At 64.0% G+C, this 21,768-nt stretch carries 15 protein-coding genes; 10 read left to right on the forward strand and 5 right to left on the reverse strand.

Annotated features, from left to right (window positions below):
* Positions 1 to 158, reverse strand: a 158-nt coding sequence (locus tag GXY33_21170; GenBank protein NLX07657.1) for a hypothetical protein, incomplete at its 3' end; no start/stop codon positions are given.
* Positions 159 to 266: 108 nt separating this feature from the next.
* Complete coding sequence (locus GXY33_21175) at positions 267 to 1,280, reverse strand: PEP-CTERM sorting domain-containing protein (protein NLX07658.1); 1,014 nt, start codon at positions 1,278 to 1,280, stop codon at positions 267 to 269.
* A gap of 692 nt (positions 1,281 to 1,972) precedes the next feature.
* On the opposite strand from GXY33_21175, the gene GXY33_21180 reads away from it, so the two are divergent.
* The 5 genes from GXY33_21180 (at position 1,973) to GXY33_21200 (ending at position 12,221) form a co-directional block, all read left to right on the forward strand.
* A complete protein-coding gene (locus tag GXY33_21180; GenBank protein ID NLX07659.1) occupies positions 1,973 to 2,818 on the forward strand; it encodes an ABC transporter permease in 846 nt (281 codons plus the stop codon).
* On the forward strand, positions 2,818 to 3,822 hold the full coding sequence (locus GXY33_21185; protein NLX07660.1) for an ABC transporter ATP-binding protein: 1,005 nt from the start codon (positions 2,818 to 2,820) through the stop codon (positions 3,820 to 3,822). The genes GXY33_21180 and GXY33_21185 overlap by 1 nt, the downstream gene beginning before the upstream one ends.
* 407 nt (positions 3,823 to 4,229) lie before the next feature.
* Positions 4,230 to 5,471, forward strand: a complete 1,242-nt coding sequence (locus GXY33_21190) for a hypothetical protein (protein NLX07661.1) — start codon at positions 4,230 to 4,232, stop codon at positions 5,469 to 5,471.
* A 44-nt stretch (positions 5,472 to 5,515) separates the two neighbouring features.
* Positions 5,516 to 6,907: a hypothetical protein gene (locus tag GXY33_21195; protein NLX07662.1), complete on the forward strand. Its 1,392-nt coding sequence runs from the start codon at positions 5,516 to 5,518 to the stop codon at positions 6,905 to 6,907.
* Positions 6,908 to 7,376: 469 nt separating this feature from the next.
* The gene (locus GXY33_21200) at positions 7,377 to 12,221 is read left to right on the forward strand and encodes a hypothetical protein (GenBank protein ID NLX07663.1); all 4,845 of its coding nucleotides are present in this window, start codon (positions 7,377 to 7,379) and stop codon (positions 12,219 to 12,221) included.
* An 89-nt stretch (positions 12,222 to 12,310) separates the two neighbouring features.
* On the opposite strand, the gene trxA is transcribed toward GXY33_21200, so the two are convergent.
* From trxA to pyrR, 3 genes are all read right to left on the reverse strand, one after another.
* A complete protein-coding gene (trxA, locus tag GXY33_21205) occupies positions 12,311 to 12,637 on the reverse strand; it encodes a thioredoxin (protein ID NLX07664.1) in 327 nt (108 codons plus the stop codon).
* A 150-nt stretch (positions 12,638 to 12,787) separates the two neighbouring features.
* The gene (locus GXY33_21210; protein ID NLX07665.1) at positions 12,788 to 13,747 is read right to left on the reverse strand and encodes an aspartate carbamoyltransferase catalytic subunit; all 960 of its coding nucleotides are present in this window, start codon (positions 13,745 to 13,747) and stop codon (positions 12,788 to 12,790) included.
* A gap of 8 nt (positions 13,748 to 13,755) precedes the next feature.
* Complete coding sequence (gene pyrR, locus GXY33_21215; GenBank protein NLX07666.1) at positions 13,756 to 14,274, reverse strand: bifunctional pyr operon transcriptional regulator/uracil phosphoribosyltransferase PyrR; 519 nt, start codon at positions 14,272 to 14,274, stop codon at positions 13,756 to 13,758.
* Positions 14,275 to 14,446: 172 nt separating this feature from the next.
* Between pyrR and GXY33_21220 the strand changes: the two genes are divergently transcribed.
* The 5 genes from GXY33_21220 (at position 14,447) to GXY33_21240 (ending at position 21,768) form a co-directional block, all read left to right on the forward strand.
* Positions 14,447 to 17,002 carry a S8 family serine peptidase gene (locus tag GXY33_21220; protein ID NLX07667.1) on the forward strand — a complete coding sequence of 852 codons (2,556 nt, stop codon included), beginning with the start codon at positions 14,447 to 14,449 and terminating at the stop codon, positions 17,000 to 17,002.
* A 165-nt stretch (positions 17,003 to 17,167) separates the two neighbouring features.
* Entirely contained in the window at positions 17,168 to 18,472 is a 1,305-nt protein-coding gene (gene hisD / locus GXY33_21225; protein NLX07668.1) for a histidinol dehydrogenase, read from the forward strand.
* Between the two features lie 3 nt (positions 18,473 to 18,475).
* Complete coding sequence (locus GXY33_21230) at positions 18,476 to 19,528, forward strand: histidinol-phosphate transaminase (protein NLX07669.1); 1,053 nt, start codon at positions 18,476 to 18,478, stop codon at positions 19,526 to 19,528.
* Positions 19,529 to 19,552: 24 nt separating this feature from the next.
* On the forward strand, positions 19,553 to 20,140 hold the full coding sequence (hisB, locus tag GXY33_21235; GenBank protein ID NLX07670.1) for an imidazoleglycerol-phosphate dehydratase HisB: 588 nt from the start codon (positions 19,553 to 19,555) through the stop codon (positions 20,138 to 20,140).
* Positions 20,137 to 21,768 (forward strand): TIGR03790 family protein, encoded by a 1,632-nt coding sequence (locus tag GXY33_21240; protein ID NLX07671.1) that lies wholly within the window; start codon positions 20,137 to 20,139, stop codon positions 21,766 to 21,768. Before hisB ends, GXY33_21240 begins: the two co-directional genes overlap by 4 nt.

Raw genomic sequence — 21,768 nt, forward strand, 5'->3', positions numbered from 1 at the left:
TCGACCGCGTTGACCGTCTTGCCCGCATCCGCGGTCAGCGTGCCCACCGCTTTATACAGGCCGGGGCTCGGCTCGGTGATCGTCCAGTCCAGCGTCATCGCCGCCGAGGCCGACGCGGCCAGGGCCAATACCGCCACCAACGTCAAAATCGTTCGCATTTGAATTCTCCTTCGTTTTAAGTTTTCTCTAACGTTCGTTCTTCGTCACGCACTTGATACTGCCAGAGCCGCCGCGGCCGACCGGCCGCCGCGGACTCTCACAACACCCTACCGACGCCGCAGCAGGCCCAGCACGCCCAACGCCAGCAGACCCAGCGTCGCCGGTTCCGGAGTCACCGCCGGAGGAGCCGCGACGCTGCCGTAGTTGGCGGCCAGGATCGCCAGGTCGCCGGCGGTCACGGCCCCGTCACGGTTGAAATCGCCCGCCCTCCAGCTCGCGGCGCTGGCGGCACCGTAGTTGGCGGCCAGGATCGCCAGGTCACCGGCGGTCACGGCTCCGTCGAGCGTGGCATCGCCACCGAGCAGCGGCGTGCTGCCAATGGCGATCGCCGTCGGGGTACCGACATCGTAACCCCAGGTGATCGGACCGTCGTAGTCATCGCCCTGGACGCCGACCGCCGCGACGATGTAGTCGCCGACGATCGCGCCGGAACCGCTACTCTGAGCAGCAGCGATGAACTCGGACACCGGAACCGCGACTTCAAGCACGGCGCCGTTGGAATACCACGCGCCACCGGTCGACGTGGCGCCGATGTTATTGACGGTTCCAGCGGTGCCCCAGTAGTTGAGGCAGGCGCCGCCGGGGCCTTCGCCGTTCGGCTGGGTCATAGCGCCATTGGTCCAGTCCTCCAGGATGCCAAGCTCCAGGTTCACATCGATACCGCGATGGTTGTTGGCGCCCTGGTCGCCCCACTCGGCCTTGTTGTCGTCGTCGGCGCAGTTGGGGAAGCCGCCATCGGCGATGTACGTGGTGGTCTTGGCGTCCGCGTCAATCCACAGGCCGGGGAACGTGCCGGCGGACGGTGGCCAACCACCGGTAAACGGGCCCTGGAAGTCGGTCCAGACCGCGCCCTCGCCCAGTTCGCAGAACCAGTAGAGGGTGCCGCTCTCGACCTTCATACCCCAGCGGCTCATATCCATCTGAGGAGCCTCGCCAACCGGGTCGGTGGCGATGTAGCCGTCCCATTCGCCGGTGCCGATCACGCCATCGACCGTGATCGCGCTCGCGCCGGCCGTCATGGCCAAACTGGCCATCAGCACAAGTGCCAGTAACTTTTTCATAGTGCTCTTCCTTTCCTACCTGAAGTCATTCATTTTGTGTGGAGTTGTTCCACAAAAGAGGCCTGCCCGCAGGGCAGACACCGCACCACCTCGGTGGGCGCGGAAGTGATCGACACCCATCGCTCACGAGGTATCGATCCGGCGGGAGATACAACAAGGCGGGGCACGGGAACTATTCCGGCAGTCAAACTGAGTGAATTCATCTGCAATCATCTGGCAATCCCCTCCCAGAGCGTTGCCATAATTCTGACCAGCATACTGATCGACGTGTCTTTCCACCTCGCTTGAACCGTCCGATCTGGTCGTGAGGACGTGTCCCATTCCAGGCAACCCTGAAGAAATGAACGTGACACTTGGCGGGTCACGCCTCAGCGACAAGTCCAGTATAACGGCACCGCGCAAAAATGTCATCAGAATTTTTCCGGCTTTTTGCCAGAACACGTGGCGTACGAATATTTCACTTGTATTACTGTAAGTAATTATACTATGAGGTCTTATGGAGCATTTCATTTGGCAACACGGGATGGATTGGCCATCGAAATGGCGTTGCGGAGCGAACCGGAAAGCATAAAATAGCGTATGTGGGAAGACCGGATACCGGAGGTCCGGCCGTCGGCGTGAGTGGCTGTTGGGAAATCGTCTTGTCGCAGGTGGAAACCGGAACCATAACCGTAAGTCTGCCGCCGCAGTCAATGTGGCGGGTGGCGTGGCGGCGTCTGAGGCGAAGCCGCCTGGCCCTGGTCTGTCTGGGGATTATCGGCCTGTACGTGGCAGTGGCCCTGGCGGTGGCGGCTGGATGGCTGGCCGCCGACTGGCGCGAGCCGGTGGGTCCGCGCTACGAGCCGCCGAGTTGGGAGTATCCGCTGGGGACGGATATCTTCGGCCAGTCGGTGCTGCGCAAGACGCTGTACGGGGCTAAGACGTCGCTGACGGTGGCAGCGTTGGCGTCGGTGATCTCGATTGCCATCGGCGTGCCGCTGGGGGCGATCGCCGGGTATTTCGGCCGGCGGATCGATGAATTGATCGTGTGGCTCTACAGCACGCTGGAGAGCATCCCAGGGATTCTGCTGATCCTGGCGTTCGCGTTCGTGCTGCGGGACCGGGTCTCGGGCCTCTCAGCCGTCTATCTGGCGATCGGCTTGACCAGTTGGGTGGGGCTGTGCCGGCTGATTCGCGGGGAAGTGATAAAACACAAGGAACGCGACTACGTCACCGCGGCCAAGGCGTTTGGCGGGACGGATTTCTATGTCATCTTTCGCCACATCCTCCCCAACGTGTTCCACCTGGTGATCATCGATTTTTCGCTGCGGTTCGTTTCGTTCATCCACGTGGAGGTCATCTTGAGCTTCCTGGGCCTTGGGGCCAAGGAGACGCCGAGTTGGGGTGTGATGATCGACGACGCCCGCCTGGAACTGGCCCAGGGGGTCTGGTGGCAGTTGGCGGCGGCGACGGCGGCGATCTTCTTCATTTCGCTGGCCCTGAACATTCTCGGCGACGACCTGCGGGACGCGCTGGACCCGAAATTGAGGGGGCGCTGATGATCGCCAAGGCCGGGCAGGATCTGGTTGTCGAGGACCTTCGGACGTATTTCCAGACCGAGGAGGGCGTGGCCCGGGCGGTCGACGGAGTGAGTTTTTCAGTGCCCAGGGGCAAGACGGTGGCCCTGGTGGGTGAGAGCGGGTGCGGCAAGAGCGTGACGGCGTTGTCGATTTTGCGGCTGGTGGAAAAGCCGGCGGGTCGGATCGTGGGCGGCCGGGTCCGGCTGGGCGACCTGGACCTTCTGGGGCTTTCGGAGCGGCAGATGCGGGCGGTCCGGGGCGACCGGATCGCGATGATCTTTCAGGAGCCGATGACCGCGTTGAATCCGGTGTTCACGATCGGCAATCAGCTCGTGGAGGCGATCCGGCTTCACCAGGATCTCTCGTCGAGGCAAAGCCGCGAGTTGGCGGCCGAGTTGCTGGGCAAGGTCGGCATTCCGGAACCGGCCGAGCGGCTGCGAAGCTATCCGCACCAGCTTTCCGGCGGCATGCGCCAGCGGGCGATGATTGCGATGGCGCTGGCCTGCCAGCCGGACCTGCTGATCGCCGACGAACCGACCACAGCCCTGGACGTGACGATCCAGGCCCAGATCCTGCGGCTGCTCAACTCGCTCCAGAAGCAGATGCACATGAGCGTCTTGTTCATCACCCACGACCTGGGCGTGGTCGCCCAGAGCGCCGACTACGTCGTGGTGATGTACGCGGGCAAGGTGGTCGAGCGGGCGGACGTGCACGATCTGTTCGAGCATCCGCTGCACCCGTACACGCGGGGGCTGCTCGATGCGCTGCCGCGTCTGGGGCGGCGTAAGGGGGACCTCAAGACGATTCCCGGGCAGGTGCCGAATCCGGTTGATCCGCCGAAGGGGTGCCGCTTTCACCCGCGGTGCGAGCTGTGTCAGGCGACGGGCTCGCGATGCCAGTATGAGGAGCCGCCGCTGGTGGAAGTGCGGCCGGGACATGACGTGGCGTGCTGGGAGGCGGCCAAACGAATCGAGGAGGCGTAGGGCGGAATCTCCAAAAGCAGGAGCCGGCAAACTCGGCGTCTTGTCCGAGTTTGCCGACCCTCCTTTGGCGTGGTTACTCGCGACTAACCACAACTGCCGCCGAGGAAATTGGCGCACCAGCCGAGAACATCCGGGCCCAGGCAGCAGCCCGAACACATACCCGCCACGACCAGCGACACCAGAACCAGCATTCTTTTGGCCATCTTTGCGTCCTCCTGCAAGGAACTCTGTTTGGCAACTGATACCGCACCAGCCCAAACGACTCATCGGCAAACCGGCGGGGGCGGCTGCTTGATGTGCGTCAAGGCCTTTCGGGGAAAAGATTTACGATTCATGAAAATCAATTGGCCCAGCGGCGATGGCCGGTAGAATAGGTGGAACCTGCACTCTCAATGGAGCATCCGGTGATGGAAAACAAGTCACAACTTCAGGAGATGTCGAGCTTCTATCGCTCCCACTTGTTGAACGACGTGCTGCCGTTCTATCTGAAGCACGCGGTGGACCGCGAGTTCGGCGGCTACACGACTTGTTTGGACAACGACGGCAAGCTCATCAGCACCGACAAGTACATCTGGTCGCAGGGGCGCGGGCTCTGGACCTTCGCGACGGTCTACAACCGGCTTGATCGCGATCCGAAGTACCTGGAGGCGGCGCGGCTGGGGGCACAGTTCCTCAAACGCGCCGGGCGCGACGAGGAGGGCCGCTGGGTCTACCGCACGACCCGCGACGGCGTGACGCAGGAGGGCCATGTCAGCATCTACGCCGATTTTTTCGTGGTCTACGGCATGACGGAGTACTACCGGGCCACCGGCGATCTGGACGCCTTGAGGCTGGCATACCGGACGATCAAAGCGGCCTATCAGCGGAGCATTCAGCCGGACTTCGACGCGGTCTGGCCCTACCACGTCGCGCCCGGATGTCGGGCCCACGGGGTCTCGATGATCTACGTCGAGACGGGACAGGAATTCGAGCGCAGCGTGGACGATCCCCAGATCACGCAGTCGGTGGACGACGCGGCCCGGCGAATTCTCGATCTGCACTACAAGCCGAAGTACGGGCTGATTCTCGAGAACATCCGGCGGGACGGCCAGGAGATCGACGCCCCGGAGGGCCGGATCGTCAACCCCGGCCACAGCATCGAGTCGTCGTGGTTCCTGCTGCACTGGGCCAAGCGTCGCGGCCTGAGCGACGAGATGCTGACGGCCTGCGAGATCGTCCGCAAGGCGCTCGAGGTCGGCTGGGACAAGGAGTACGGCGGCCTGTTTCACGGGATCGATCACGTCACCGGCGAGCCGAGCCCGGTGTTCGACAACGCCGACTGCAAGCTCTGGTGGACGCACACCGAAGCCCTCTACGCCCTGATCCTGATCTACGAGCTGACGCGGGAGAAATGGGCGAGCCAGTGGTACGAGCGGGTCTTCGAATGGTCGATGAAGCACCACCGCAGTCCGTGGGGCGACTGGTATCAGCGGCTTGACCGCCAGGGGCAGGTTATTACCAAGGTGGTCGCCCTGCCGGTCAAGGATCCGTATCACCTGCCGCGGGCGCTGCTGCTGAGCCATCAGTCGCTCGAACGGATGCTCGGCCGCACGCCGCAGCCGGATGCGTTCACGCCGCTGGAACAAGTGCCGGCGTCAGAACTGCGGTAGACCGATCGGATCGGCTTGGACAACGGATGACAGGAGATGGCGGCATGAAGGCGGCGACAGCGGTTTTTCCCGAAGTTTTGCTGTTGGTCGATGACCAGTACCTGGCTGGAAGCGAGCACGTGACGCGGCGGTTCCATCAGCCGGCCAAGCACCCGGAGAATCCGCTGCTGGAGAGCGGCCAGACGCCATGGGAGGCCAAGCTCTTTTTGTTCGGCTCGGTGCGGTTCGATCCGATCGTCAATCGCTATCGGATGTGGTACCTCGCGACGCGGTTCGAGGAATCGGGCAAAGACTCGATGCCGGCCACCGCCCTGGCGGAGAGCGACGACGGGATTCGCTGGCGGCGGCCGGGGTTCGACGTGCTCCCAGCCAGGATCGACGGGAAGAGAGTCAAGACCAACCAGCTTTTCAGATCAGATCGCAAAGAGCGCTACATCGAGCTGGGCAGCGTGCTGATCGACCCGGAGGCGGCCAAGAGCAAGCGGTACGTGATGACCTATACGCGTCAGAGCCTGCTGCCGGACCACGATAAGAACTATGGTCTGGCGTGGTCGGCCGACGGCGTCCGCTGGCGGCGAGGCGGGATCATCACCTCGCCCTACCACGGCGACCGGCACAACATGGTCCGCGATCCGCAGACCGGCGAATACCTGCTGTATTTCCGCGGCGAGCGGCCGTTTGCGCGGCGGTTTCGTACCTACGATCCGTGGCATCGGACGGTGTGCCTCAAGAGCAGCCCGAACCTGAAGGACTGGTCGGAGACCGTCGAGGTGATGGGGGCGGACCGCAAGGATCCGCCGAACACGAACATCTACTCGATGATGGTCGGGTTTCGCGGTCGGACGCTGGTCGGCGTCTACCAGCTTCACTATCAGCACGCTGAAGAGGAGATCGTCACCACGCACCTGGCGTGGAGCCACGACCGGGTGACGTGCCATCGCCACCGCGACGAGTTCATTGCGTTGGGCGGGCCGGGCGAGTGGGACCGGTTCAACCAGGCCGTATCCGACCGCCCGCTGATCGTCGGCGAGACGATGTGCTTCTACTACTCGGGGCGGACGTACCGGCACGGCGGCTACGAGCCCCAGCGGACCCGTCCGGACAGCGGGCCGAGTTGGTCGGCCATCGGTCTGGCCACGCTGCCGTTGGATCGGTTCGCCTCGTTGGAGGCCAGTTTCGACGGCGGGGAGCTGACCACGAAGCCAATGCGGCTGCCGAAGGGCAAGCAATTGTACCTCAACGCGGAGGCGCGTTGGGGAAAGGTCGAGGTCGAACTGACGGGCAAGCGAGGGTGTCAGGTGATCGGCGGCTGCGCGATCGAGAACCGGGAAGGCATCAAGCTTCCCCTGGACCTGCATGCGGTCGATGAGCATGAGCCGGTACAACTGACGGTGCGGCTGAGCAACGCCCGTATCTACGCGATCTACTGCGAGTAGGACGGCGGCACGGAGCACGCGGACCACGCGGAGAAGACCTGGGAATCAGGGAAGAGGCGTGTACCTTCTGTACAAAGCGTACGTTTTGTCGGGGAACGGTTTTTCGCGGGAGCAGCCCGGCGGCTTGCGCGGGTTTTGTACAAATTGTGACATTTGCCGAGCCCCGCGGCTGGGCGTGTCTTGAGTTGTCAAACGTCGCACGAAGCGACGCGCGAGCGGGGACGCGGCGTGTCCCCGCAGGGTAAAGATAGCATGGGAATACGGTGGAGGCAAATCGGCGGTTTTGGGGGCGCAGGCAGAGACGCCGATAGGGATTTCCACAGAAACGCAGGAAACGAGCCAGGAATGTGTACGACGAAACTGCGTCGGAAGCCGGGTGCCGCCGGTTGAGTTTGCGGGAACTTCGATGTGAGGTGGGCGTCTAATCTGTGGAAACGGGTACTTTCTGGAGCACATGGAGGCCGGCGTCATGGCGAAAGCGACACTGCGGACGGGATTTGCGGGAGCGGGCTGCCTGGTTCTGGTCCTGGGCTGGTGGACGCTGGGCCATCCCTCGGCTGAGGCGGGCCGGGCCGAACTGGTCCAAGCCTCGGGCGATGAGTTGATCGTCAGGTTCACCCCCCCTGCCGGTACGGCGGGCGAACTGGAGGCGGGGATCCACCGGGTAGACGACAATCGGCTGGTGGCCAAGGTGACGCTGCCGCACGACGGCCGGACGATTTCGGTCACGTTTGCATGCCACATCGGGGAAGGCGAGTTGGCGGACTACTACGTTCGGTATCGATTCGCCTCGGATCGGGAGTTTGAGCAAAAGAGCTTACTTTTCATCAGAGAAATGCTGCGGGTGACCGTGTTGGGCCAGCGGGAACTGGTGGCGGGAACCCATCCGACGGTGCGGATACTCGTTCGTGATGAGGCGGTGGGCAAACCGGTCGAGGGCGCGCATGTATCAGTCCAGCTTATGAGTGATGATACGGCCATCTCGGAGAAATCCTACACGTCCGATAAGCAGGGCGAGGTGTTGGCGGTGCTGGAAACACCGGATCGTGAGGTTGAACAGGCGACGCTGCGGGTGGAGGTTTCGACCGAAAGCTCTGGGGAGGTCGTCGAGCAGCCGGTATCGATCCGCAGTTCGGTCCAGACGCTGCTGGTGACCGACAAGCCGCTCTATCAGCCGGGACAGACGGTGCACATGCGGTCGCTGTCGCTCTCGCGGACGGATCGGCGGCCGGTGGCGGAGGCCGAAGCGGTGTTTGAGGTCGAGGACGCCAAGGGCAACAAGGTGTTCAAGCGGAAGGCCACGACGGACGCCTATGGGGTGGCCCACGCCGACTTTGTTCTGGCGGACGAGGTGAACATGGGTCCCTACCGCATCCGGGCCATCGTGGCGGGGGCCAAGCAGGAAAAGACGGTGACGGTGGATCGGTACGTTCTGCCGAAGTTCAAGGTCGATCTGACCACCGACCGGAAGTTCTATCAGCCGGGTGATACCGTCAAAGGAGAAATCCAGGTCGATTACTTCTTCGGCAAGCCGGTGGCCGGCGGGAAGGTCGCAATCGCCTGCGCGAAGTTCGACGTCGAATACGTCGATTTCGAACAGATCGAGGGCAAGACGGATGAGAATGGGCACTATGCGTTCGAGGTGAAGCTGCCGGAGCATTTCGTGGGCCAGCCGTTGGAGCAGGGCAAGGCGTCGGTCAAGTTCGAGGTGAAGGTGACCGACACGGCGGACCACAAGGAGACGATCACCCGCAACGTCACCGTTACGAACGCGCCGATCCTGATCGCGGCGGTGCCGGAGAGCGGAAAGCTCGTGCCGGAATTGGAGAACCGGGTGTACGTGGTGACGACCTACGCCGACGGCACGCCGGCTGAGGCGACGGTGGACGTTGTGAGCCAGCCGCAGGCGGGTGGATCGGCGCCGATCCAGACGGATGAAGCGGGGTTCGGGCAGTTTGTGCTGACGCCGCAAGAGGGAGAGACTTGCACGGTGACCCTTGCCGCGCGGGATGCTCAGGGCCATCGCGGACAGGTGACGGTGGAACTTGAGCCGCAGGAGACGCCCGGCCGCGACACGCTCATATTGCGGACGAACAAGGCGCTGTTTCGGGTGGGCGATGAGCTTGCCGTTTCGGTGGTCTCAACGCGAAAGACGGGCTCAGTGTACGTGGATCTGATCAAAGACCGCCAGACGTATCTGACCAAAACGCTGGAGCTTCGCGACGGGCGGGCGGAGACGCGGATCGGCGTGGACGCGGGGCTGTCCGGGACGGTCCAGGTGAGCGGGTACCTGATCGGGCGGGACGGGATCACGACGCGCGACCGGCGGCTGGTGGTGGTCGATCCGGCGGACGATCTGGCGGTCGAGATCGGCGGCGACGCTGAGTCGTACCTGCCGGGCGGTGAGGCGAAACTGACCTTCCGGGTCAAAAACAAAGCGGGCAAGGGTGTGGCCTCGGCCCTCGGCGTGATGGTGGTGGACGAGGCGGTGTTCGCCCTGCAGGAAATGCAGCCGGGGCTGGAGAAGGTGTATTTTTACCTGGAAAAGGAGATCGCCACGCCGCGGCATGAAATTCACGGGTATAACCTGGAGGGGTGCCTTCGGCCGATGGGGACGGACGAGCCGCCGACCCATCGCGACGCGGCGGCCAGGGTGCTGCTGGCCTCGGCCCAGGGTACCGGCGAGCACACGCTGGAGGTCGTGCAGGGCGAAGGCGAAGCCGGCATGTCGGAGTTCCAGGCGCGGATGTTGCGGCTGTTGATGCCGAAGTTCCAGAAGATCACGGCTGAGGCGTGGCGGCTCGGGCAGAAGCAGGCGGAACGAGGCGGTCGTGCGAAGAGGATCGACGCCGAACTGCTGATCGCGGAGAAGTATCTGACCCGCGAGGAGTTGACCGATCCGTGGGGAACGCTGATGCGGGTGGAGATGCAGGCGAACACGGAGAATCCGTGGCAGCGAGGTTTTTCGCTCGTTTCGGCGGGAATTGACCGCCAGTGGGACACGGTCGATGACGTGGAATTTCCCGGCCCGTGGGCGCGCCGCGAGGGACGCATGCGAGGCCGTTTCGGCGGCGGCGGACTGTTCTTCGGGGTGGAGAGGGGAATGGTCGTCGAAGATAAACTCGAGGCTGTACGGAACGCGGCGATGCCGATGGATGCAGCCGAGGTCAAGGCGGCGACAACCGCCGAGCCCGCTCCGGCGATTCGGGTGCGGGAGTACTTTCCGGAGACGCTGCTGTTCGCTCCCGCCGTGATCACCGATGGCGGCGGCCTGGCGGAGTTGACGGTTCCGCTGGCCGACTCGATCACCACCTGGCGGCTGACGTGCATGGCGTCATCGGCGGCGGGCGAACTGGGTTCGGCGACCGCCGGCATCCGTGTGTTCCAGGAATTCTTCGTGGACATCGACTTTCCGGTCCGGCTGACGCAGAACGACCAGGTCCACGTGCCGGTGGCGATCTACAACTATCTGACGGAGGACCAGTCGATCCGGCTGACCGTCGATCGGGAGGACTGGTTTGAACTGGACGGCCCAGCGGAAAAGACGGTCACGCTGGGTCCGGGCGAGGTGACAGTGACGCACTTCCCGATTACCGCCAGGCGGGTCGGGTTCCGCAAGTTCATGGTGACCGCGCGAGGGACCAGCCGCAGCGACGCGGTGCGTCGAAGCGTCGAGGTGGCGCCGGACGGCCGCGAGGTCGTGGTCAACCACAGCGGCCGGCTGACGGGCAACCTGAAGCACACGATCGCCGTTCCGCCCGAGGCGGTGGACGAGGCGAGCAAGATCTTCGTGAAGGTCTATCCGGGCATCCTCTCGCAGGTGGTCGAGGGCCTCGACGGCATGCTGCGGATGCCGTTCGGGTGCTTCGAGCAGACCTCGTCGGTGACGTATCCCAACGTGCTGATCCTGGATTACATGAAGGCGACGGGCAAGGTGACGCCGGAGCTTCAGATGAAGGCGGAGGGGTTCATCAACCAGGGCTACCAGCGGCTGTTGTCGTTCGAGGTGGACGGCGGCGGGTTCGAGTGGTTCGGCAATCCGCCGGCCCACAAGATTCTGACCGCGTACGGCCTGATGGAGTTCGTCGACATGGCCGAGGTCTATGAAGTTGACCCGGCGGTCATCCAGCGTACGCAGCGGTGGCTGGCGTCGTGCCAAGAGGGCGACGGATCGTGGAAGCCGAGCGAAGGCGGCATTCAGGAAGGGGCGATCAACCAATTCACCAGCGACCTGCTGCGGAACACGGCGTACATCACGTGGGCCCTGGCGGCGACGGGCTCTCGCGGGCCGGAGGTCGAGAAAGGCTTGAGCTATATCCGCAACCACCTGGACGACATGAAGGCGGACGTTTATACCCGGGTGTTGGTGGCCAACGCCCTGGCCGCGGTGGCGCCGGACGATAAGACGACGCTCGATACGCTGACCACGCTGCATGAGATGCGGATCGAGAAGGATGGGATGGTCTGGTGGGAAAGCCAATCGGCGACGCCGACGTACGGGACGGGCGAGGCGGCCCACGTCGAGACCACTGGACTGGCGATCCAAGCGATGATCCGCTGCGGCAAGCACCTGGATACCGTGAGCAATGCGGTGACGTATCTGGCCAAGACCCGCGATGCGTCCGGCGCGTGGGGTTCGACGCAGGCGACGGTGCAGGCCCTGCGGGCGATGCTGATGGCGGAGCGTGATGCGGGCGGCACGGGTTCGGCCACGGTGTCGGTGCGGATCAACGGTAAGGAGGCGGCGGTTTTGACCATCGACGAGACGAACCGCGACGTGCTGCAACTGGTGGATATGGCGGACCGAACGCGCGACGGCGATAACGAGATCGAACTGCTGGTCGAGGGCGAGGCCCCGCTGATGTACCAGGCGATCGGGCGCTACTACATGCCGCATCCCAAGGGGCCGGTCCTGCATGGCGAGGAACCGATGGCAATTGATCTGGTTTATGATCGGACGGCCCTGGCCGCTGACGACGTGGTGAACGTGACGGCCACGGTGCGGAACCTTCGGCCGGTGACGGCCAGGATGGTCATCGTGGATCTGGGCCTGCCTCCGGGCTTTACGCTGATGCCCCAGAAGCTTGACAAGCTGGTCGAGGACAAGACGATTGAGAAGTACTCGACCACCGGGCGGCAGATCATCATCTATCTGCGCGAGGTCAGGCCGGGCCAGCCGATCATGATCGAGTATCAGTTGCGGGCCAAGTACCCGCTGAGGGCCCAGGCTCCGGTCTCGACGGTGTACGAATACTACAACCCGCAGATCCGCTCGACGACGGCGCCGATGGACTTGGTGGTCTCGGATCGGTAGCCGCCCGCTCGCGGAGAAAACGAAACATGCCCGCTCCGAACGGATCGCGGAGCGGGCATTTCCATATTCTTCGGGAACACTGAACCGTCTCAGGCGACGGCGTCGACGGCGCTTTTGAGGTCCTTCAGCGAGGTCAAGCCGATGAACTGCTTGGCCGGTTCGCCGTCCTTGAAGATGATAATGGTCGGGATCGAGGTGATGCCGTGGTCGGTGGCCAGGCTGCGCTCGGACTGGATGTCCACCTTGCCGACCTTGGCCTTGCCCTGGACCTCGCCGGCCAACTGCTCGACGATGGGGGTCAGGGCTCGGCACGGTCCGCACCACTCAGCCCAGAAATCGACGACCACGGGAACGTCCGATTCGAGCACCTCGCTCTCGAAGTTGTCCCGGTTGAATTCCATTACGTTTTTCGCCATGGCAGATCCTCCGAATGAAGCCAAACCGTATGGATATCACCCTCGTTGAAGGCGATTCTAGAGCCGTCCCTTTCGGCTGTCAACGACGCAGGCGCCGCATGCGGCAAAAAACGCGAACTTCAGTTCGGAACCCTATGGGCGGGATCGACTTCATGACTTGGGATGGGCGGCGCTGACCAGGAACAGCACGGCCATCCGCACGGCCAGACCGTTGGTGACCTGCCGGAGGATGGCCGAGTTAGGCCCGTCGGCCACGCCGCTGGTGATCTCGACTCCGCGGTTGATCGGACCGGGGTGCATGACCAGGACGTCCTTTTTGGCACGGCTGAGGCGCTCGGCGTTGAGGCCGAACAGGCGGGTGTACTCCTCGACGGAGGGAAAGACATTGGAGGTGATCCGCTCGCGCTGGACGCGGAGCATGTTGATCACGTCCACATTCGGGATGACCTCGTCGAAATTATGGGCGATCTCGGCTCCCATGCCCCGCATGGCGGATGGGACCAGCGTGGTCGGGCCGACCAGGATGACCCTGGCCCCGAGCTTGGTCAGGCCCCAGATATTGCTCCGGGCGACCCGGCTGTGGGTGATATCGCCCACGATGGCGACGCTCAGGCCGTCCAGACGCCCCTTGAGTTCGCGGATGGTAAACATGTCGAGCAGGGCCTGGGTCGGGTGCTCGTGGGCCCCGTCGCCCGCGTTGACCACCGGCACGTCGACGCACTGGGCCAGGTAGTGCGGCGCACCCGGAGCGGAGTGGCGGATGACGATCACATCGACCCCCATCGCCTCAATGTTACGGGCGGTGTCCCGCAGCGTCTCGCCCTTCGACACGCTGGAGACCTTGGCTGAGAATTCGACCACGTCGGCGCTGAGGCGACTGGCGGCCAAGCCGAAACTGACGCGGGTGCGGGTGGAGTCTTCGAAGAACAGGTTGACTACGACCTTGCCCCGGAGGGCTGGAACCTTCTTGACGCTGCGGGTCGAGACGTCCTTGAGGGACTCCGCCGTGTCGAGAATGTGGAGGATTTCGTCTCGCGAGAGTTCCTCGAGGCCAAGCAAGTGGCGTTTATTCCAGATGAACTTCTCTTGTGTTGTTGTGGTGCTGGACATTCAGTTTCCTAGTCCCGCAAGATGATCCGGTCCTGTCCGTCGGTCTCCTTGAGGAGCACCTGGACGTGCGCTTCGGCGCTGGGCAGTTTCAGTCCGACGAAGTCCGGCTGAATCGGCAGTTCCCGGCCGCCGCGATCCACCAGGACGGCCAGGCGGATCGCCCGGGGCCGCCCCAGGTCGATCAGGGCGTCGAGAGCGGCCCGCACGGTCCGGCCGGTGAAGATCACATCGTCAACGAGAACGATCAGGCAGTCGGTGATGTCGAAATCGATCTCGGTGGCCCGGACCCGGGCCTGACCGCCCACCTGGTCGAGGTCGTCACGATAGAGGGTAATATCCAGCACGCCGTGGTTGCTTGGTCGCAAGCCCTTTTCCGCCAAGGCCTTAGACAATCGACGCGACAGAATGTCGCCTCGCGAGCGGATTCCGATCAGGGCCAGATTCCGCTCGGCGGCGAACGCCTCGGTGATCTGGTCGGCGAGGCGGGTCAGCGCGCCCTGGACGTTGTCTGCGGCGGTGTCGTTCATGGTCAGATCCCTTTCGCCATGATAGGATACCGGGCGGGACCGGAAAGTCCAACAGGTTTGTTGTTGAAACATTGTGCCGGGTCAGATAGTATGATACTATACAAGCCAGTAAGTCCTTGTAAGTGCAGGCCCTTAAGACCTTGGCAGTAACCCCGAGCATGGAGGTACGAAGGTGTATCGCAAGTCCCTTTTCCTGCCCCTGATCCCTGCCCTCCTTTTGGCGATGCTGACCCTCCCAGCCGTGGCTCAAAACCTCGACGAACAGCAAGCCGATCCGGTCGGTTTTACCGCCAACGCGGTGCTGGTCAGGACGCAGCTTGGCGTGAGCATTTTTGAGGATCAAGGCGTGGTCACCTCCGATAATGCGCCGCTCGCCGAGGCTTTGGCGTCGGTGGCCCCGCTTTCGGTGGAGGAGATCGTCGGTGCGGACCACACCGCCCGGCAGGTCAACCGGCTGTTCAAGCTGACCCTGCCGGAAGGGATGCCCGTCCTGGAGGTGGTGGCGATCCTTTCGCGGCTGGAGGCGGTGATCTACGCCCAGCCGAGCTACCTGTTTGAGCTCTGCAAGCTGCCGAACGATGCGAGTTTCGACCTGCAGTGGGGCCTGCAAAAGACGGTCTGTCCCATGGCTTGGGATATCTTCAGTGGGATCGACAGCGTGGTGGTGGCGGTATTGGACAGCGGCGTGGACTACACCCATGACGATCTGGTTGGGAACATGTGGGTGAATGTCAACGAGGCTCCGGGCAACGGAATCGACGACGACCACAACGGATACATCGACGATGTCTACGGCTGCAATACCTATCTGGGGTCCGGCGATCCTCAGGAGACCCTCCCTCAATCCTTGCTGGACCACGGCCACGGAACGCACGTGGCCGGCATCATCGGCGCCGTGGCCAATAACGAGAAGGTCGGCACCAACATGACCGGCGTGATGTGGAACGGACGGATCATGGCGGTCAACGTCGTCCACCCCGGCATGATTGTGAGAGAGGAGTTCGAGGACCCGAACGACCCAAACTCAGCCATCTACGTCGGATATACCGTGGCGATGCTGCCGACGGAAGACATCGTGGAAGGCATCGTGTACGCCGTGGACAACGGCGCGGAAGTCGTCAACATGAGTCTCGGGTCGAATCTCCCGGACACTTCTGTACTGGGCGCGGTGGACTACGCCCTTGACCGCGATGTGGTCATGGTCGCTGCGGCGGGCAACGAGTTCAGGACCGACCCGGACCAGTTGGATATCCCGCAGGGTCTTCTGTACTGGTACGGTACGGCGTATCCCGCGGCGTTCGACGGAGTGATTGCCGTCGGGGCTACTGATCCCGCGGATCAGAGGGTGCCGGCCACGAACTCTGGTTCGTGGGTGGACCTGATGGCTCCCGGCGAGGATATCCTCAGCACGCTTCCCAATCAGTCGTACGCTTTTTGGACCGGGACGTCAATGGCCGCTCCGCATGTGGCGGGAGCGGCGGGTCTGGTTTTGGGCTACGGGCGGTCGATGTCGCCGCCGAAGTACTTCAGCCGGAAGCAGATTGAAGAGATTCTCAAGAGCAGCGCCGACAACATCGACGCTGAGAATCCCGGATACGCGGGCAGCTTGGGAGCGGGCCGCCTGAACGTGCATCGGGCGTTGGAGTACGCCGAGGTGACGCCGGCTTCGCTGGCTGCGGTAACCATCGAGTTGGCGAGCGGGACCGAGGAAGGAATCGAGGTGGACGAGCATTCGTCCGCCCGGTTCAAGGCGACCGGCCATCGCGCGGACGGCACGACGGTTGACCTGACGCAGGACGTGACGTGGCTGGTCCGGCCGCTGCGGTACGGGACCTTCGACACGCGGACAGCCGGCAAATTCAACGCCTCGCTGGTGCCCGCCGATCGCGAGGTAACGGTAACGGTCTACTACGAAGAGAACGATACGCAGTACAAGGCGGACGAGGTGATCGTGGTCAGGAACGACCCGGACGTCGCCCCGCTGGCGATCCAGGGCGGCAACCAGATCGATCCCGGTTCGTCGGTGCAGTATGAAGCCGTCTTCATGGAGCCCGACGGCACGACCCGCAACTACACCCGCGACGTGATCTGGGAGATCCTCGAAGGGCGCGACTACGCCCGGTTCGACACCGGCCGGCCCGGCACGCTGATGGTCGATGCCGACGCGACGGAAAAGACCCTCACCATTCGAGCCACGCTGGTCAACGACGAGGACCAGATCGCGTATCAGCGGACGAAGCAAATTCAGACCTCGGCGTCCTCACGTCAGATCGCTGGGCTGCTCGTGACCGGCCCTCGCCGGGTCGTCGCCGGTTCGGTGATCCAGCTTCGGGCGATCCTGAACTTCACCGGCAGCCAGACCGAGCCGGAAGACGTGACGAGCCTGTCGGTCTGGTCGGCGACGCCTTCGGAGGCCGGCGAGATGCTGGCGCCGGGACGTTTCATGGCGGGCAGCGTGGTGACCGAGACGACGGCCACGCTCACCGCCCAGTACTCGATCAATGGACAGGTCTATCGGGCGCCGCTGGCGATCTCGGTGATCCCGGCGGTGGCGATGGCGGAAACGGTCGAGCCGAATACCCCAGCCGTCCCGAAGGATCCGAACGAGAGCGAGCCGACCGATGAACTGATCCCGGGCGCCACCTGCCCGGTTACAGGACTGCTGACCATCCTGGCCGTGATCGGCGGAGCGTTGCTCTGCGGGTATCGGCCGCTGCGGGCGCATTGACGAGGGAAGCCCCCGCCATCCGTGGTGGCAGGAGCGCCGTCTGGTCCGGACGCGGCGTACCCGGTTGATGATTCCCCTCAGCGTCCGCGTGCGCCGGGATTGACGTGCAAACCCTGCCTGTCTTCGGTACACTTTCCTTTTCCCAACAAACGGGAGCGACATACCATGCGAGTGCTATATACAGGCGATCAGGATTTCGAGTCGCAGTTCGGCCGGCTTCGAGCCCCCCTCCTGCCGGAGCAACTGCTGTTTGAGCGCCGGCAGGAGATGGCGGCGGTCGAGGAAACCATCAGCCGGGTGCGCCGCGACGGCGATCGGGCCCTCTGCGAACTGACGCAGCGGTTTGACAATGCCAATCTCACGCCGGAGCAAATCCGGGTGGACCGATCGGTCCTGACCAAAGCGGCTGACGATCTGGAGCCCGAGTTGCGGTCGGCCATCGAGCTGTCGATCGCCAACGTCCGGCGCTATCAGGAACATCTGAAGGTCTGGCCGAATCTGGGCATCGTCCGGCCGGGCGTGGAGCTGCGAACCCGATACCGGCCAATCAACCGGGTCGGCGTTTACGTGCCGGGCGGATCGGCTCCCTTGTTCTCGACGCTGATCATGACCGCGGTTCCGGCCCAGGTGGCGGGAGTCCGTCAGATCGGGGTGGCTTCGCCTCCGCGGTACAGCGGTCAGGTGCATCCGGTGATGCTGGGCGTCTGCGGGCTGCTGGGCATCGATGAGGTTTACCAAGTGGGCGGCGCCCAGGCGATCGCGGCGATGGCTTTGGGAACCGAGACGATCCAGCCGGTGGACAAGATTCTCGGGCCGGGCAACACCTACGTGCAGTTGGCCAAGAAGGCGGTCTTCGGGATCGTCGACGTCGAGAGCTTCGCGGGCCAGACCGAGATCGTGGTGATCGCCGACGAGACGGCCCAGGCCCGGTTCGTGGCGGCCGACATGATCGGCCAGGCTGAGCACGCGCCGGGCAGCGCCCTGCTGCTGACGCCCAGCCGCGAGTTGGCGCAGCGCGTGACCGGGCAGATCGACGTCCTGCTGCAGCGGTCGGCCCGTTCCGAGGCGACGCGCAAGTGTCTGGACGAGTCATCCGCCATCGTCGTCACGGAGTCGCTGGACGAGGCGGTGGCCCTGAGCAACCGGATCGCCCCGGAGCACCTGTCGGTGCAGACCAAAGACCCTGACGCGGTGGCCCAGCGGTGCGAGAACGCCGGCGCGATCTTCGTCGGCGCGTTCACCAGCGAGGCCGTCGGCGACTACGTGGCCGGACCGTCGCACGTGCTGCCCACCGGCGGGACGGCGCGGTTCTTCAGCCCGCTGAACGTCATGGACTTCATGCGCCACACCAGCGTGATCAAGTACGATCGGTCGGCACTGCGGCGGGTGTATCCCGCGCTCGAGGCGATGACGCAAGTCGAGCAGTTGCCGGGACACCTGCTGTCGGCCACGGTGAGATTGGAAGATTAGGCGATGTCGAAATTCGCGAGGCAGAACGTCAGGAAGCTGAAGCCCTACGTGCCCGGCGAGCAGCCGGCGCCGGGAACGAAGGTCATCAAGCTGAACACCAACGAGAATCCCTACGCGCCGTCGCCGGCGGTGCGGGCGACTTTGCGGTCGTATGCGGGCGCCGATCTTCGCAAGTATCCCCAGCCGCACTGGACGACGTTCCGGCAGGCGGCGGCCCGGACGTTCAAAATCGACCCGGAGAATATCTTCGCCGGCAACGGCAGCGACGAGGTGCTCAACCTGATCGTCCGCGCTTTCGTCGAGCCGGGTGAGAAAATCGCGTATCCCGTGCCGACCTACAGCCTGTATCCGGTCCTGGCCCGAATTCAGGAGGCCCAGGTCGTTGAAGTGCCCTTCGGCGAGCGGTTCGATCTTCCCGCTGAGGGCCTGCTGGCCAGCGGGGCCAAGCTGGCGTTCATCGCCAACCCCAACGCGCCGACCGGAACGATGATAGAACCGGCGGCAATTGAGGCATTCGCCCGCAGATTCAAGGGCCTGGTCGTGGTCGACGAGGCCTATGTGGATTTCGCCGAAGCCAACTGCCTGCCGCTGGTCGGACGCAACGGGAATATCATTGTCAGTCGGACGCTCTCGAAGAGCTACAGTCTGGCCGGCCTGCGGTTCGGCTTTGCTGTGGCCTCGAAGCCGATCGTCGAAGACCTCATGAAGATCAAGGACAGCTACAACTGCGACGCCCTGGCCATCGAACTGGCGACCCGAGCCGTCGAGGACCAGTCGTACATGCGGCGAAACGCGGACCGGATCCGCCGCCAGCGGGCCTGGCTGACCAACCGCCTGACCGAGCTGGGCTTCGCGGTGATGCCCTCGCAGGCCAACTTCGTCTGGGCCACGCGGGCTCGCCCGGCGGCTAAGGCAATCTACCAGGACCTCAAGGCACGGGGCATTCTGGTCCGATACTTTGACCAGGGGCAGCTTCGGCGCGGACTTCGCATCACGGTGGGACTGCCCCAGGAAAACCGGGCCCTGATCGCGGCCCTGCGGGAGATTCTGGCATAGCGGCGAAACGAACGAGGTGAGATCATGAGCCGAACGGCGAACATCACGAGAAAGACCCGCGAGACGGACATCCGGCTGACGGTGAACCTCGACGGCGAAGGCCGGGCCGAGGTCGTCACCGGCGTGGGGTTCTTCGACCACATGCTGACCCACCTGGCCAAACACAGCGGCTGGGATCTGACGGTCGAGGCGAAGGGCGACCTGGAGGTTGACAGCCACCACACGGTCGAGGATATCGGCATCTGTCTCGGATCGGCCCTGAAGAACGCCTTGGGCGACAAGGCGGGAATCGAACGCTTCGCGGACGCGGCGGTGCCGATGGACGAGACGCTCGTCCAGGCCGCGGTCGATATCTCAGGCCGCTCGCACCTGGAGTACGCGGCAAGCTATCCGTCGCCGAAGATCGGCGAGTTTGACGTGGAACTGGTCGAGGAATTTCTGCGGGCGATGGTCAACAACGCCGGAGTCACTTTACACGTGGCGGTGATCCGCGGAGGCAACAGCCATCACGTGGCCGAGGCGATTTTCAAGGCGACGGCCCGCGCCCTGGGCCGGGCCACCCGGCGAGATCCGGCCCGCGGACAGGTCCCCAGCACCAAAGGGACGCTATGAAGTTGAGCGCGACAGGGCGTCTGGCCCTGATGGTGACGGCCGCCGTGCTTGGAGGGATGATCGCGCGGGCGTATGGCGAGATCAAGCCGGATGAGGTCCTGATCGTCGCCAACGGCAGCGTGCCCGATTCGCTTCGACTGGCCAAGCTCTACGCGGCGGGCCGCGAGATCCCGGCCGAGCGGATACTCGGCCTGCCGTGCCCGTTTCGCGAACAGATCAGCCGCGAGCAGTACGAAAACGGCATCGCCACGCCGATCCGCGCCTTCATCGAGCAGCAGGACCTCTCGAACCGGCTGAAGGTCATCGTCACGGTCTACGGCGTGCCGCTGAAGGTCGCGGGCGTCAAGCCCACGTTTGCCCAGCAGCAACTGGCTGATGAACTGACCCCGCGCTACCAGCAGGCGTTCGGCGTGGTCGAGCGGATTCTGGTTGAAATCAACGCGCTGGCGGGGCTTGAGCAGAACGTGCCGGAGAGTCAGCCGGGCGTTCGCCGTCCGGCCCAGTTTGCCCAGGACATGTACAAACTCCGCAAGCACTTCATCCAGGCCGGAACGGCGATGCAGCGAAGCATCCAGGCCGAGACGGACCCGCAGGTCAGACAGGAGATGACGGTCCAGGCCCTGAACCTGAAGGTGCGATTCACGGGTCTAGGCGAGTTGGCCCAGCAAGGGCAGGTGAACAAGGAGGCGGCCGCGGCCATCGAGCAGATGCAGGTTCGCCTGGCGGAAATGGCTCGCCAGGATCCTGGGGAACGCGATCTCAACGAGTATTACGGACTGGCGGAGAAGACCGGCGGACTGCTGCTGGTCCTGCAACTGCTGCACGACGACATCACGCGGCTGAGCATGGCGGAGTCGGCGGCGGCGGTGGACGATGAACTGACGTTGGTGATGCACCGCGACTACACGGTGGCAAGCCGCGTGCCGAACCTGCTGAACCCGCATCTGGCCGAAAACACGACAGCCCAGGCGTGGCAGCCGGTGTTCATGACCGCGCGCCTGGACGGCCCGATGCCGGACGTGGTCGAACGGATGATCGCCGACGCCCTCGCCGTCGAGCAAACCGGACTCGAAGGCAAGATCTATCTCGACGCTCGCGGCATTCGCAACAAGGACGGCTATCACGAGTACGATGAAGACCTGCGCCGACTGGCGGCCAGGCTCAAGGAGCAGACGGACTGGCCGGTGGTGCTGGACGACCGCCCTGCCGTGTTCGAGCCGAACTGCTGCGACCAGGCGGCCCTCTACTGCGGGTGGTACAGCCTGAGGAACTACGTCCCGTCGTTCACGTTCGTGCGCGGGGCGGTGGCATACCATCTGGCCAGCTTCGAGGCCCAGAGCCTCCACGACCCCAAGCAGAACCTCTGGTGTCCCAAGCTGCTGGCGGCCGGAGCGGCGGCGACGATCGGACCGGTCGACGAGCCCTATCTGGACAGCTTTCCGCCGCCCGGCGAGTTCATCCCGCTGCTCCTGTCGGGCAGGTACACGCTGGTCGAGGCGTTCTTCATGACCAAGCGGTACAACTCGTGGCGGATGATCCTGATCGGCGATCCGCTGTACCGCCCGTTCGCGAAGAACCCTTGCGTTCTTGGGCCGGCTACGCAGCCGGTTTCGACGCCTTCGCCGTAA

The sequence above is a fragment of the Phycisphaerae bacterium genome (assembly GCA_012729815.1).
Lineage (GTDB): Bacteria > Planctomycetota > Phycisphaerae > JAAYCJ01 > JAAYCJ01 > JAAYCJ01.

Excerpts from the sequence above, each read along its gene's own strand:
- GXY33_21175 (NLX07658.1), bottom strand. The coding sequence starts at position 1,280 with ATGAAAAAGTTACTGGCACTTGTGCTGATGGCCAGTTTGGCCATGACG.
- GXY33_21180 (NLX07659.1), top strand. The coding sequence starts at position 1,973 with ATGTGGCGGGTGGCGTGGCGGCGTCTGAGGCGAAGCCGCCTGGCCCTG.
- GXY33_21185 (NLX07660.1), top strand. The coding sequence starts at position 2,818 with ATGATCGCCAAGGCCGGGCAGGATCTGGTTGTCGAGGACCTTCGGACG.
- GXY33_21190 (NLX07661.1), top strand. The coding sequence starts at position 4,230 with ATGGAAAACAAGTCACAACTTCAGGAGATGTCGAGCTTCTATCGCTCC.
- GXY33_21195 (NLX07662.1), top strand. The coding sequence starts at position 5,516 with ATGAAGGCGGCGACAGCGGTTTTTCCCGAAGTTTTGCTGTTGGTCGAT.
- GXY33_21200 (NLX07663.1), top strand. The coding sequence starts at position 7,377 with ATGGCGAAAGCGACACTGCGGACGGGATTTGCGGGAGCGGGCTGCCTG.
- trxA (NLX07664.1), bottom strand. The coding sequence starts at position 12,637 with ATGGCGAAAAACGTAATGGAATTCAACCGGGACAACTTCGAGAGCGAG.
- GXY33_21210 (NLX07665.1), bottom strand. The coding sequence starts at position 13,747 with ATGTCCAGCACCACAACAACACAAGAGAAGTTCATCTGGAATAAACGC.
- pyrR (NLX07666.1), bottom strand. The coding sequence starts at position 14,274 with ATGAACGACACCGCCGCAGACAACGTCCAGGGCGCGCTGACCCGCCTC.
- hisD (NLX07668.1), top strand. The coding sequence starts at position 17,168 with ATGCGAGTGCTATATACAGGCGATCAGGATTTCGAGTCGCAGTTCGGC.
- GXY33_21230 (NLX07669.1), top strand. The coding sequence starts at position 18,476 with ATGTCGAAATTCGCGAGGCAGAACGTCAGGAAGCTGAAGCCCTACGTG.
- hisB (NLX07670.1), top strand. The coding sequence starts at position 19,553 with ATGAGCCGAACGGCGAACATCACGAGAAAGACCCGCGAGACGGACATC.
- GXY33_21240 (NLX07671.1), top strand. The coding sequence starts at position 20,137 with ATGAAGTTGAGCGCGACAGGGCGTCTGGCCCTGATGGTGACGGCCGCC.